General features: G+C 32.4%; 16 protein-coding genes. 7 read left to right on the forward strand and 9 right to left on the reverse strand.

What is annotated here, in order from left to right; all coding sequences use genetic code 11:
- Window positions 1-149: 149 nt before the first annotated feature.
- The 6 genes from AA637_RS14985 to AA637_RS15010 form a co-directional block, all read right to left on the reverse strand.
- Window positions 150-1,004 carry a tyrosine-type recombinase/integrase gene (locus AA637_RS14985; RefSeq protein ID WP_446684621.1) on the reverse strand — a complete coding sequence of 285 codons (855 nt, stop codon included), beginning with the start codon at window positions 1,002-1,004 and terminating at the stop codon, window positions 150-152.
- A gap of 161 nt (window positions 1,005-1,165) precedes the next feature.
- A complete protein-coding gene (locus AA637_RS14990) occupies window positions 1,166-1,504 on the reverse strand; it encodes a type II toxin-antitoxin system PemK/MazF family toxin (RefSeq protein ID WP_446684622.1) in 339 nt (112 codons plus the stop codon).
- Window positions 1,491-1,700, reverse strand: a complete 210-nt coding sequence (locus AA637_RS14995) for a ribbon-helix-helix domain-containing protein (protein ID WP_446684623.1) — start codon at window positions 1,698-1,700, stop codon at window positions 1,491-1,493. The genes AA637_RS14990 and AA637_RS14995 overlap by 14 nt, the downstream gene beginning before the upstream one ends.
- Before the next feature lie 211 nt (window positions 1,701-1,911).
- Window positions 1,912-2,403, reverse strand: coding sequence for a GNAT family N-acetyltransferase (locus AA637_RS15000; RefSeq protein WP_446684624.1), 492 nt, complete (start codon window positions 2,401-2,403; stop codon window positions 1,912-1,914).
- Window positions 2,404-2,538: 135 nt separating this feature from the next.
- Complete coding sequence (locus AA637_RS15005; protein WP_446684625.1) at window positions 2,539-2,838, reverse strand: hypothetical protein; 300 nt, start codon at window positions 2,836-2,838, stop codon at window positions 2,539-2,541.
- A gap of 22 nt (window positions 2,839-2,860) precedes the next feature.
- Window positions 2,861-3,265 (reverse strand): hypothetical protein, encoded by a 405-nt coding sequence (locus AA637_RS15010; RefSeq protein ID WP_446684626.1) that lies wholly within the window; start codon window positions 3,263-3,265, stop codon window positions 2,861-2,863.
- A 311-nt stretch (window positions 3,266-3,576) separates the two neighbouring features.
- Between AA637_RS15010 and AA637_RS15015 the strand changes: the two genes are divergently transcribed.
- The 4 genes from AA637_RS15015 to AA637_RS15030 all read left to right on the forward strand — a co-directional run bounded on the left by AA637_RS15015 (window position 3,577) and on the right by AA637_RS15030 (window position 9,652).
- On the forward strand, window positions 3,577-3,735 hold the full coding sequence (locus AA637_RS15015; RefSeq protein ID WP_446684627.1) for a hypothetical protein: 159 nt from the start codon (window positions 3,577-3,579) through the stop codon (window positions 3,733-3,735).
- Window positions 3,736-3,859: 124 nt separating this feature from the next.
- Entirely contained in the window at window positions 3,860-7,135 is a 3,276-nt protein-coding gene (locus AA637_RS15020) for an SNF2-related protein (RefSeq protein WP_446684628.1), read from the forward strand.
- Between the two features lie 3 nt (window positions 7,136-7,138).
- The gene (locus AA637_RS15025) at window positions 7,139-8,680 is read left to right on the forward strand and encodes a hypothetical protein (RefSeq protein ID WP_446684629.1); all 1,542 of its coding nucleotides are present in this window, start codon (window positions 7,139-7,141) and stop codon (window positions 8,678-8,680) included.
- Between the two features lie 360 nt (window positions 8,681-9,040).
- Complete coding sequence (locus AA637_RS15030) at window positions 9,041-9,652, forward strand: hypothetical protein (protein ID WP_446684630.1); 612 nt, start codon at window positions 9,041-9,043, stop codon at window positions 9,650-9,652.
- Window positions 9,653-9,706: 54 nt separating this feature from the next.
- Here the strand turns inward: AA637_RS15030 and AA637_RS15035 are convergent, their stop codons facing one another.
- From AA637_RS15035 to AA637_RS15045, 3 genes are read right to left on the reverse strand one after another with little or no spacing between them, the layout of a single operon-like run.
- The gene (locus AA637_RS15035; protein WP_446684631.1) at window positions 9,707-9,904 is read right to left on the reverse strand and encodes a hypothetical protein; all 198 of its coding nucleotides are present in this window, start codon (window positions 9,902-9,904) and stop codon (window positions 9,707-9,709) included.
- Window positions 9,905-9,907: 3 nt separating this feature from the next.
- Window positions 9,908-10,315, reverse strand: coding sequence for a hypothetical protein (locus AA637_RS15040; RefSeq protein WP_446684632.1), 408 nt, complete (start codon window positions 10,313-10,315; stop codon window positions 9,908-9,910).
- Window positions 10,299-11,165, reverse strand: a complete 867-nt coding sequence (locus tag AA637_RS15045; protein ID WP_446684633.1) for a ParA family protein — start codon at window positions 11,163-11,165, stop codon at window positions 10,299-10,301. The genes AA637_RS15040 and AA637_RS15045 overlap by 17 nt, the downstream gene beginning before the upstream one ends.
- 170 nt (window positions 11,166-11,335) lie before the next feature.
- Between AA637_RS15045 and AA637_RS15050 the strand changes: the two genes are divergently transcribed.
- The 3 genes from AA637_RS15050 to AA637_RS15060 all read left to right on the forward strand — a co-directional run bounded on the left by AA637_RS15050 (window position 11,336) and on the right by AA637_RS15060 (window position 13,658).
- The gene (locus AA637_RS15050) at window positions 11,336-11,632 is read left to right on the forward strand and encodes an HNH endonuclease (protein ID WP_446684634.1); all 297 of its coding nucleotides are present in this window, start codon (window positions 11,336-11,338) and stop codon (window positions 11,630-11,632) included.
- Window positions 11,633-11,831: 199 nt separating this feature from the next.
- Window positions 11,832-13,166, forward strand: a complete 1,335-nt coding sequence (locus tag AA637_RS15055) for a hypothetical protein (RefSeq protein ID WP_446684635.1) — start codon at window positions 11,832-11,834, stop codon at window positions 13,164-13,166.
- 117 nt (window positions 13,167-13,283) lie between these two features.
- A complete protein-coding gene (locus tag AA637_RS15060; RefSeq protein WP_446684636.1) occupies window positions 13,284-13,658 on the forward strand; it encodes a hypothetical protein in 375 nt (124 codons plus the stop codon).
- The last annotated feature ends 60 nt before the right edge of the window (window positions 13,659-13,718 follow it).

Genomic DNA, 13,718 nt, shown 5'->3' on the forward strand with positions numbered 1-13,718 from the left:
CAATTAATAAAGGATTTAGGCACTCTTGAAGATGAAGAAATTAAAGCTATTTTAAATTAAAGAGAAAAAGTAGATATTGACGAAGAACTACCCTTAGAAATTAGGAATAAATTGCAAAACTCAATTAAATACAGATTACAGTTATTCCCTCAAATATCAACATAACTACCGCTACCCTCATTCTTCCGTAAACAAAGATACTTCTGGGTAGTAGTAATGGAAGAATGCCCCAAACTCTGTTGCAACAACGATAAATCACAACCCCCCTTAATGGCTTCCGTGGCATGGGAATGACGTAACCAATGACAAGATAAATCATCCCCTAACCCTGCCTTTTTACCCACCCTTTTGAGCATATTATGAGCCGTATTACGTCGCATGGGGGTATTGCGCTCCCCTACCGTAAATAAATAATCAATGCCCTCCTTCCTCAACTCCTGTAACTCTTGCCAGATGCTAGAACGAACCAACACCGTCCTTTGCTTATTACCCTTGCCTACCACCGTTAAATTTACCCTACCATCATCAATACTAAAATTAGCCCAAGTTAAATTAATCGCCTCACTAACCCTTAACCCCACCCCAAACATCACCCTGATTAATAATCTATCTCGTATGCTATTAGTGTTATCCATTAACAACTTCACATCATCACCACTCAATAACTTTTGGGAGATAGTATCATTCACCTTGGGATTATCTACCAAAACAGAAGGATTGAGAGGGAGATAACCCGTCTTTAAACAGTAAGAAAACAGACTCTTAATAACCATCAACTTTGCCTTGATAGTTGATATTTTCTGCCCCCTTAACTTCAGAGACTTAAGATAATCTTGAATATCCTCCACCGAAATCTGTGCTAAATCCTTATCCGTAAACTCCAGAAAATGTTGGATGATATAGCTATATTGGCGTTGGGTATGAATAGACTGCTTATTAGTCAACCAACTGAGGATAATTTCAGAATCCTTCTGCGCACGGGTTAGCTTAGAGGAGCGCACCATAATGCCCCCAAAATTATTAGATTATTGAGATTATTATAGTTGATAAAGTCAACTTCCTTTGGTACTTCCATTACTTGTCAATCTTATTGGGCAAGTGATTTCTTCTTAGAATCTCTTATTTCAGTTGAGCAAATTACGGTTATTCAATCATGGCAATGCCATCAAGCTAATCCCAGATGTAAATTAATAGCCAGATTAACCAATGTCATCACGGAATCAGAGAGACTACCTACCACATCACCCCGTAACCTTTCCTTAGAAATAGTCCTGATTTGCTGTGCTTGAATCTTTGAGTCTTGAGGTAAACCAGAATCCGCCTTACTAATAAACACCTCAAAAGGATAAACCTTACTCACCTTAGAAGTTATGGGTAACACCGTTATGGTAGAAGCCACCCGATTATTAATATCATTGCTGACTATCAACACTGGGCGAGTTTTAGCCACTTCTGAACCCATAGTGGGACTAAGATTAGCATAAAATATATCACCACGTTTCATCACCTAAACCGTCTCCTGCTAATATATCCCAATCAGAATCAATTTCCTTGTCAGCTTCCCTATAGGCACTTTCCAAGTCTTTTTCAAGCAGTAATCTTAAAGCCTCTTCAACTACTTGTGAAGAAGACTTACACCTCCTGCTGTTTTTATAACTGTAGATGAATACTACCAAATCCTCAGAAATGGACACGGACATTTTTCTTACTGTCATAGCCTACTTAAAAGTAAATAAACTTATTACTACTTAATCTTACTACTTTTGTCAGAGGAGTAAAAATATTCTATTATTCTTTGCTCTCTTAATATGATTAATGAACAATACTGTAGATATTGTTCATATTATTCTAAAAACATTAATATGCGATAATCATTGATACTGGTTTTTTATTACTTTTGGAAAACAAAAACTAACCAATCCCATTTAATTTTTTTTCCCAAAATAATGCTTTACCCATTTGGGGATTCAACTCATAACCTCCAAAGCCAAAAGCTTTATAAGCTGACTGAGCAACTTGATTTCCTTCCAATACTTCTAAAGTAAGTTTGCAACAACCCAAATCGAAAGCAATCTGTTCGACTTTTTGCAATAATAACTGGGATATACCTTTACGGCGATAAGAAGAGAGTACAATCAAATCATGAATATTGAGCAATGGCTTACAGGCAAAGGTGGAAAATCCCTCCATTGCAATTACTAACCCTGCTGGTTCATCATCTACAAAAGCGAGAATAACATGAATTGATTCTCTCTTAAGAAGTTCGGCTGATAGATTCGCTTTAACATAGTCTGATAAACCTTGACCTCCTCCCATGGAATCTAAAGCATAGGCATCCATTAATTTAATAGTGGCATCAGCATGAACAGGTAAAGTTAAATCTGCTTTGAGAATTTCAATCATTTCCTAAATTTTAATCTACCAATCTGGGATATTATTTATTATTCGAGTATTTTAGATGAAAATATAGAATTAGTACCATCAAAAAACCTTAGTACAAATTGAATATGGAAGTATTTAGTAATTGAGACTTCTAGTTTATTTATAGGTTGAGTCGTGGTCTAAATGCAAACTAAGTACCCTCAAATAATTACCATCTCTTAAAGCTGTAGCTCTAAACTTTTTATTAATACGGAAACTATATATATTTTCTCCGTTATTCCCCTTCTTTGAGTAGATTAACTCCCACTTTAAGCCTTGATAACGGTAAAGTAGTTCCCAATCCATTTTACTTATTTTCTTTAAGGTATTTAATACACTGTAAGCATCCTCCTTACTCAGAGAAAATAAATCTTTTTGCAAAACAGGACTATTTAAATCAAGCAAAATATTAGCCATTCAACTTACTTAAAAACTTCCCTTAAGCATTATCATTATTGGGATTAAACTTAGATGATAAAGTGTTTTCTAAATCCGTTAAATCAGTGTGTGTAGGTTGATTATTACTAGCCCAATCCAAAGCCTCATCAAGTTTTGTAACGTTATCCTTTTCTAATAGCCATTGTTCATTATGGGGGATAAATTTACCGATTTTAATAGTCCAAACACCATATTCAGAGTTATCGATTAAAACGTTTTGACCTGCAAACTCTTTTCCTAAAGAAATTTGTCCGTTACTACCGATTGTTTTTATTTGTGCCATAGGAATATCAAAGATTTGTGCCTTATTATTAAATATAACAGTTTTTATAGGGTTTGAGAAGCAAGGGGAGAAAAACAATGGCAAGGTTGAGATCATTGCTATATATATCTTTTCACTTCTCACTGCCCCTCATGACATGAACCCTATGTTTCCCCCGAATAGTAACGAATAATTTATAAAAAAAGTTTGTTCCGTAGATATACAGAATAATTGACGAGTTTACCTATATAATTATGGAAACTCTAGGTACAGTTGTTTACAACATTATTACTGCTGAAAATAAAAACGATAAAAGTTTTCGTAAGTTGATAAAAAAGACGTGTTTTACTTTACTTTATCAACCATTAATAAACAAAATAAAAAGAATACCTAATTTCATTGTAAAAAACTACCGTTCGACTCCATAAAATTGGTCTAAAAAATCTATACAATCTATGAACATTGACAGCAAACTAGAAAATACTCGACAAATTTTAAGTGAATTAGGGAATGCGGTTTCAAATTTGGTTAACTCCTCCCCTGATGTGTTTGAAGATGAAACCATTAAAAAGAATTTAGACGATTTCCGTAAAGCCCACCAGAAAGTAAACTAACTTATAAAGAAGAAGCAATTTTCATATTGATATTTTTTATGAATTTTGAATAACATCTGTAAACTTAGACTAAAAAATAAAAAACCTGAAGTTTTTAACATGAATTAATTAAAGATAAATTGTCATGACCCACTCTAATTGGAATCCCGAAATTGAAGGACAAAAAGTAAGAATAAAAAATGCACCTAGCAAAAAAGGATTGACGACAGGAAAGATTAGAAAATCTGCAGGACGGACTTTGGTACAAGTTAAATTTGGAACCAATGAAAAAAGTTATAAGCAGTATGAACAACTCGAATTGTATCAAGAAGACATAAGTATTCGGGATTTATTCGCACAGGGCAAATTCGGTCAGCCTGAAGATTTGAGAAAGATTCTTACCCTAGAAAAAGTCAAAGGAGAATTAACTAATATTTTTTACAGTATGGAATCTAGTAATACAGATTTCTATCCTTATCAATTCAAACCTGTATTAAAATTTTTAGATTCTCCCGTATCTCGGTTATTAATTGCGGACGAAGTGGGTTTAGGTAAAACAATCGAATCTATGTACATTTGGAAAGAGCTACAAGCTAGAGAAGATGCTAAACGCTTGTTAATTGTTTGCCCTGCAATGTTAAGAGATAAATGGAGAGATGATTTAAAAACTTTATTTAACATTGATGCAGAGATAGTCGGAGCAAAAGAATTATTACAGAAAGTGAAATTAGTTACCCAAAAAGGAAACCAAATTTCTTTTATTTATATCGCTAGCTTAGAAGGATTAAGAGTTAAAAATTGGAATGAAAAGAATAAAAATAAACAAGAAAAAAAAGGTGCAAGATACGATTTAGCTAGATTGTTAGAAAAACATTCTCGTAATTTTCAACAAGAAATAAGTATTAATAATATAGACATATTTGATTTTGCAATTATTGATGAAGCTCATTATTTAAGAAATTCGGAAACAGCTAATAATAAATTTGCACAACTTTTGAGAGAAACCAGTAAAAATTTAATTTTATTAACGGCAACACCTATTCAAATTAGAAGTGAAAATTTATATCAATTATTAAAATTAATTAGTCCCGATGATTTTTTTGATAAAAGAACGTTTGAAGAAATGTTGCAAGAAAATAAACCTATTATTAATGCCCTTAAATTAATCTGGAAAACTACTCCTGACTTAGATGAAATAAGAGATATAGTAAAAGAAGCCTCCAAGTCATATTATTTTAAAGAAAGTAACAGATTTAGAATACTGTGCGATGAATTACAAGACTTAGACAGCATTACTCATCATCAACAAGTTAAATTTAGTAATCTCCTTGAAAGTTTATCTTTATTAGGACAATTTATGACAAGAAATAGAAAACGAGAGGTTTTACCGAACCGAGTGCAAAGAAAACCTCAAACTTTGACCGTAAAATTTACCAAAATAGAAAAACAAGTATATGAATACATAACTTATAAGATTCGTATTCAAGCACTAGGAGAATCTAAATTTAATGTTTTTAGATTAATGGCTCGTCAAAGAGAAATGGCTAGTTGTATGGCTGCAGCTTTAGAGTCTTGGTCAAATAAAAAAATTAATGATAATACTGAAGAAACCCTCTTACAAAATATTCTTAATACTGACCATCTTACATCTATTTCTTCTGATTATGAAGATGAAGAACTTTTTGAAATTTATGGTTCTCAATTAGATGCAGATATTAAGCATAATAATTACACGAAAGCTAGTTCTCAAAATATTTTTTGGAAGAAACCCATTAATCCATTTCCTCTTCAAAAAGAACAATCAATAAAATTTATTAAAGAGCTAAAAACTATTGATACCAAATATAAAAAATTAGTTGAGTTTATAAAAAATCAATTAAGTATTAATGCTGAAGAAAAATTTGTTTTGTTTGCTTTCTATCGTAATACTCTTTCTTATTTAAAAGAAAGATTAGAAAAAGATGGAATTAAAAGCTTTTTGATTCAAGGAGGAATGAAAAGAGAAGAAAAAAGTGAAATACTTGCTAATTTTAAAAATAAACAAAATGTATCAATTTTATTGTCTTCAGAAGTAGGTAGTGAAGGAATTGATTTACAATTTTGTCGTTTCATTATTAATTATGATTTGCCATGGAATCCAATGAAAGTAGAACAGAGAATTGGAAGGCTAGATCGACTTAATCAAAAACATGAAACTATTAGTATTGTTAATTATAGTATCCAAGATACTATAGAACAATATATATTAGAAAAGCTTTATCAAAGAATAAAAATTTTTGAAAATAGTATTGGAGATATAGAGGAAATATTAGGAGAGAAAACTGAAGAACTAATTTTAGAATTATTAGATCCATTTTTAACAGAAGAAGACTTAAAACAGCGAGCGGAAGAAACTACCTTAGCTATTAAATCAGAGATGGAACAACAAAGAAAATTAGAAAATGAAGCGATGAATTTAGTTGCTTTTTCCGATTTTATTTTGGGTTCTATTAATAATAGTAAAGAACAAGGAAGATGGTTAAAATCAGGGGAATTAATATCATTTGTTGCAGATTTTTTTAAGTCAGAATATCCTGGAACAGTAATAACTCATGATAAAAATAACATTGGTGAACTTTATGAAATTAATTTATCATCTGAGGCAAAAACAGATTTAAAATTATTTACTCAGAAACATCCTTTTTCGACTAAAACAGTTCTTTTCGCTCAACCAGTGCCATGTTTTTTTGACCCTAAAAATACAAAAGCAATGGGTAAAAATTATGAGTTGATTGATGCAACTCATCCTCTAATTCAATGGATAAGGAATAAATATACGAAAGATAACTCTATTAATTATTTCTATAGTATTTCGGCTTCTCAGTTGTCAATGAAAGAAATCAAAAGAAAAAATATTAAGCCCGATATTTATGTTTATGTGGTTCAAAATTGGAAATTAGAAGGACTAAAAAAAGAAATTCGTTTAGCTTATAAGATTATGTCATTGGAAAGGCAAAATTTTTTATCTGATGATGATGCTGAATATTTAATCAATACAACGGCAAGTTATGGTGTACAAAAATATAATGTTTCTAACTTAATTAATTTAGAAAAAATTATCGAAATTTATGAACAATGTGAGGAAGAACTACAAATTGATTTCGCTAATGTTGAAGAACAGTTTCAAGCCGAAAATCAAGATCGTTGTAATGTGCAAGAAAAATCGGCGAGATCTTACGCAGAAAGAAAAAAAATATTTTTTCAAAATAGAATTGAACAATTTTTAAGCGAAGGTAAAAACATAATTATTCCTGCGGAAGAAGGAAAACTCAGAAAAGTTGAACAGGAACTAGACTTTACTTTAAAAAATATTGACTTAAAACGTCAAGTTGTAACTTCAAATCCCACTTTAGCAACAGGTTTAATTTTTATGGAGGATTAAACAATGAGTGATTTATTTCTTAATTTAGGTATTGATTTTGGTACAGGTTTCACCAAAGTTTGCGTCAGAGATACAGATCGTGGTAATTCATGGGTTGTAAATTTTACAGCAGAAAAACAACTCATTAATGACACTTTATTACCTACTAAAATTTTAATTAAAAATAATGGCGAATTATTAACAGGATTAACTTTATCAGAATGGAAAACCGTTATAGCTAATGAGGGAATATTAATTGATTTTATTAAAATGCGATTAGCTCATATTGATTTATCAAAAGAAGCAAAAGTTTATTCTTTTGATAAATTACCCTATTATCAAAACAAGGACTTAAATACAGCTGAACAGATAGAAAATCTTTGCACCTTTTATCTCAGTTGTGTAATTATTAAAGCAAAACAATGGGTATTAAAAAATAATCATGAATTAGTTAATAACTTAGATATTAGTTGGTCAGTCAATGTAGGAGTACCCGTCAAATACTTTGATTCTTTAGCCATAGAAAGATTTAAAAAAGTGATTCGTTTAGCATTATTATTAACGAAAAATCATCCCCATAATTTTGAATCACTGTCTAAGAGAATGACAGAAACTCGTCAAAAATTGGCTGAATTGAGTATGAATAGAGATGATAATGATATTCCTATTCCTGGATTTGCCGTTCCAGAAATAAAAGCCGCAATCTATTCTTATACTATGTCCCGTCAAGCTCAAGATGGCATTTATATTTTTTTTGATATTGGTAGTGGCACAACTGAGGGAGTTTCCTTTCGTTTTTATAGAGAAGATGATACACCCAAAATAGAATTTTATTCTGGAGAAGTTGAGGCCATTGGAATAAATGCTTTAGCAAAAGAAATAAAGATAGTTAACAATACTGATTTAGAAGAGTCAAAAATTGTGAAATATTTACAAAAAAAAGATGATTTATTTGTTCAATCTATTGATAAATATTCAGAAAAAATATCTCGTTCGCCATGTACAGGTGAGACAGTTGTTTACAATAAATCAAACATCATTATTACTGCTGAAAATATAAAATTCAGACTAAAAGAAACTGATAATGATAAGGAAAAATTATTGTTGTCTAGTATTCTTACCATGTATTTTATTCGTAAAATGGTAGCAGAAGTTATAGTAGCTTGTAAGAAAAAAAATCCTGAATACTTTAAAACGAAAGTTGAACATCATCAAGATTTAACAGTTTTTATTGGAGGTGGTGGACAACCTTCATATTATTATCGAAACACAATTGAATCTACTCATATAGTTTTTAAACAAAAAAATATAGATATTCCAGCTTATGAACTTAAATATGTACCTTATCCGGGAGGAGGATTAACAGAAACGGAAGATTTTAGTATGAGTGGTATTTCTCCTAAATATTTCCATCGTTTTGCTATTGCTTATGGTTTATCAATTCCTGATGGAGAAGGGGCAGAAATAGAAGGTTTTCCATCATTATATGAAGAAAAAAAATCTGTTGAACCTCAGCCTTATATGCCTCAAATTGGTCGCTATCCAGATGATAGTAGTTCAATGTAAATGAAATAGCCATAGCATAATATTTAGACACCACTAGCAATTTAAAACGTTTGAGTAACAAATCTGCGAAAAGTGTCGTTAAGGTGAAGGGCTATCTAGTTACCAACTTCTTGGAGAAAACCCCACAAAGTTAACTTTGCTTCGATTTTAATTTGTTATTAATTAATCCATTAAAATGCTAAAGTTATTGGTAGAAAATGTTAATGTAGTTGTAAATATTATTTAAGTTTTTTCAGAAAATGAAATAGGTTAAAAACTTTTGTAAATAAATAATTCAGTTATTGGACTTATCATTACTATTTATTCTGTTGGTTTATATCAAACTATGAAGATTAGAAAAATATTATCACAATTTTAAACATGAACATATTTAAGAATATTAAACAAAAAGCTCAAAATACAGGAAAGGTATTATTACCATTAGTTAAACAATATTTAGACGTAAATCCTGAAGAGCAAGAGATAATTATTAAACCACAAGCAACCGTATTCTTATGTAAACAAGTTCAGGGAAAAGTTGAAAAAATAAAAAGTTTAAAACCTGACGAAAAAAAAGGATTAATTGCTGATATTGAACATAATAGTATTAATATAACTATCCACTTCAATCCTGAATGTATCACTCTTAAAGAAGATTGTATTCAAGGGCAAATAAAGTTAATTAATAAACCCGATATTAAAACTGATTCAAAAGTTTATAATACTTTAATCGCTGGTTGGAAAGTCTTTTTAGGTGGTTATATTCCTCAATCTGCTTTACCTGAAAATGTTAAAGTTGAAGGGGATAAAGTATTTTATACATTTCCTCGTAATCAACTAAAAACCTTAGAAGCATTGTTAAAAGGCGTGAAAAATGAATCTGTTTTCAACACAGATATTAATGAAGGTCAGTTTACTATTAAAAGTAATGTTTCTCTTGACTGGAATAACATTGATATTCAGGCTTTTTTATCAAGTTTTAATTCAAAATAAAAGATTTGTCTTTTTAAAAACCCCTTTTTGAAAAGCTCTTGAAAAAAACATGACTTATTGCTTTTCCTCTCTCATTTGTTCAATGTCATGCCAAAATTCAGCTTTTGTAATATTTTTTAAGGTATCTTGACGCTCTTTTGTATAATCACCATTTCCCCAACCCATTTCTTGTAAAAAACGGATAGTATCTACTTGCCCTAATTCTTTAACTAATGCTTGATAGCCTTTTTGTTTTAATTCAATTGGGATCATTTTTTAATTTCCTCTGATATTGCGGGTTTTAGTAAGTAACGACCTGATATTACCAGCCTTAGTTCTCTGTTTAACCCTATGTTGAGCATTCGCAATTACCTTCTCCAATAACTCAGGGTCATTTTGACAGATGCTGAAGTACGCCTCTACGAGAGTTTCTAAGGTAATATCATTATCTTGGCAGAATTTACGAATGTCATTATAAATTCCCTCTTCTAGCCTTACCCCCATCTTTTTATTAACAATAGATGGTAAACTTGCTAATTCTTTTTCTAGGGAACTAATCATATCTTCTTCTGGTTTTTCTTCATTTATAGTGGGTTTTCCCTCGTTTATTAATTGATCTTCACGAGGAGTTACTTTTACTTTAGGATTTTTACTTTCCTGTTTGATTTTATCTAGTAGGCTCATGATTATTAATTACTGAAGTAACATCTGCGGATAAATAGGGTTGAATTTTGTCGAGTAAGCTAGTGATGGGATATTCTAGGTCTTCTTTTCCTATATCCCTTGGTAATACTTGCTCATTGATTGCTCGTTTGTAAATATCACTTTCAAGGAGGTTAGGAAGCATTAATTCTTTACCCACTAACTCCTCCATCACCGCAATACTTTCCTTAGTGGTTTTAGTCGGATTTAACCCCACCCATTTAGCGCGAAATGGTATCACTCCCACCATAGTACTATTGCTCAATAGTGCTTGATAAGTTTTGAGTAAGTCTAAAGTTCTCACTAGAGATTGTACCCCCTTCACATTAGCTTCTGCGGGAATTGCCCAACAAGTACCTGCCCCCATGGATGTTAGGGCTAAGTGCGATCGCTCTGGGGGTGGGTCAATGATGACCATGGCAAAGTTACGAGCAATCTTATATTCAGGGTCAATATTAACCCCTACTTGATAAATCCTTTGTTTGAGAATAGTAAGACTCATGCCAGAAGCAGCTAAATAATGATTAGCATTTTCTAACTGGTCAGTGGCGGGAATAATAAATAGATTATCCTCATTAGGTACAGGATGAATAGCACTGTAGAGGGGAACTTTATCCTCTCCATTGGTAATCACCTCTAAGAGAGTGGGGTGGTCATCAGGGGGTTCAACCTCTAAAAAAGCAGTTAAACTCGCTTGAGGGTCAGCATCAATGAATAATACGGGTAATCCCTTCCTTGCTAAGATTCTGCCCAACATTAATGCCACCGTAGATTTCCCTTGACCTCCTGCCAATGCCAGAGGTACAAAACAGGGACAGTCTTGTTTATACATTGGTTGTTATGTGTAAAGTTACCAATGAGTATAACAACTATGGTGCAATAGTGCAATGGCACTATTTAATAAATGTACTTTATTATTTTTGAGATAAAGTATTTTAGAATAAAAGTTAATTATTGCTATAGTTTAATAGTAGTAAGTATCAAAGTAAACTATGTCCGAAGATGAAGAGTCGTTATCCCGATAACTGGAATGAGATAGCCTTTAAACAAAAGGAGAAAGTTAAATGGCGTTGTCAAAAATGTGGTGTGCAGTGCATTAAACCAGGGGATAAGACGGCTCATCTTAGTAAATCGGAACGTGCCAAAATAACTATGGTGGTTCATCATTCTAATTATCAACCAGAGGACAACAGAGAAGAAAACTTGGTTTGCCTTTGTACAGCTCGTCATTTGAGTTACCATACTGGCAAACGTGGGAATATTAGCATCGGTCAGTTATCCCTAGATTTAGACTTTTAGATTATTTGGTGATAGCTTACAGCCCTTACCTATGCTTACCTCAAATGCGTGAGAAGATATACACTTTATTAACTACAGCCCTTATCATTAACTCATGAGAGAAGAAGAAGAAACGCTTATATATTACATCTCACCTACCAATAAAATTCACTCTAACCAATGCCGTTACTTCAAGGCAAATACTGAGGGGTGGCAGAAAATGAGTTCTTACTCAGAGGCGATTTCCACAGGAGCTAAACCTTGTCAGATTTGTTGTTCTCAAATCTCTGTTTCCCCCATTGAAACTACGAATAAACAACAAGATTTATTGACCCAACCAGTTACCGATTTCTCCCAATCCTCTAGTCAGGAAGATGTTAAAACCTCTGGGAAGAAGAATAAGCGCAGTATTGCTTGTTCTATAACCTCTTTCAACACTACTGAAAAACTGAAAACTACCAGTACGCAACAGGATTTATTTACTCAGCCAGTCACCAAACAACCCCAATCCTCTAGTCAGAACGATGTTAAAACTTCTAAGAAGAAGAGTAAGAATAAGAAAAAAACCCCGGCTAAAAGGTATAAAATCCTTGCAGGTAATGGATGTCATCAAGCGATCTCAGAGGTGCAAGGTATCTTAGTACCCCCCATTGATGATGAGAGTAGCTACCAGTTGATATTACCCGATGGTTTAGCCCTTAAAGCCACTTTTAGCAATCCTTATCTTGAGTCATTAGCTCTTAAGCAACCTAATATTTTAGGGGTACATTGGTTTCGGGGTTATCCCAAAATGCAGGATACTAAATTAGTCAGCTTTCAGATTGTGGGATGGGACGGCAATATGCCCACTAATGAGCAAGGATGGGAAAGGTGGGAATTTATCGGATTATGGACACTAGAGAAAACCCTAACTGTCCAACGTTCTATTACAGCCCGAACGGTTAGAAAAGAAGCTAGAAAAACAGGATTTATTACAGAATTTAAGTTTACTTTCAGCAATACCGAGGATTGGGTTAAACAAAAGAAGCTGTGGATTGGCTATGTTTATAAGTTAATTTGTCGCAGGGAAGGGGATACCCTCAAAATACAAAAGGTAATTCCCTATGCTTGTCCTCGCTTTAAACCAGTAGCCAAACCTAAAAAGAAAACTTTGAATAAGGATAAGTCAGGTGAGCAAAGTCCGCCTAAATTAAAGGATAAGTCGGGTAAGCAGATTTCATCTAAATCCAATGATAAATCTAGTGAACAGATTCCGCCCCAATCAAAAGATAAATCTAGTGAGCAGATTTCACCTAAATCAAAGGATAAGTCGGGTGAGCAAATTTTACCGAAGTCTGTTGATCTCAAAGAGGTAAAAAAAGAAGAAATAGCTTCAACGGCTGAGATACTAAACCCAATTGATAGCCAACATCAAACGGCTGATACACCAAGTCCAAAAACTGAGAGCCAAACACAAACCCCTAATGCACCAAACTCAATTGATAGTCTAAACCCAACAGCTGATACCTCAAACCCAACGGTTGATACCCCAACAGAAGAAAAGAAGGAGGATTAAAATAGGGCTATTCTTGATGGAAGTTAAAAATAATTAACTAATGTTCAAATAATATAAAAAAACAGTTATTTAGTGATTATTATAATGTTATAATAAATAATTAATGCTACTAACAAGATGAATAAAATTAGGAAGTGTATTAAATTTGTTGAGAAGTATCATAAGTATTTCAATACTATTACTGGAGAACAATATTTATCCACAACCAAGTTCATTTCTCAGTTTTATTCTGACTTTAATGCTAATAAGATAGCCTATGATTTAGTTACTACTAATTACCGTTACCAAGAACAGTATGCTGATTACTCTACAGAAGATGCAGTTATTCATCTGAAACAAGAGTGGAATAAAAGAACACAGGTAGGTAATACAGTTCATAATTATTTAGAACTTTATTTGAAAGGCATTTTATCCAAAAAGAATGCCAGAATTCATCAATTAACTACCGCTTTTGATAAACTCAGACTACGAGTCGGAACTTATTTACTATAACTATATCCCAAAAGGCTTTTTTTTACCTTTATATTTCAACAAAAATCATAAAGTGTCATT

This window comes from Cyanobacterium sp. HL-69 (genome assembly GCA_002813895.1).
Classification (GTDB): Bacteria; Cyanobacteriota; Cyanobacteriia; order Cyanobacteriales; family Cyanobacteriaceae; genus Cyanobacterium.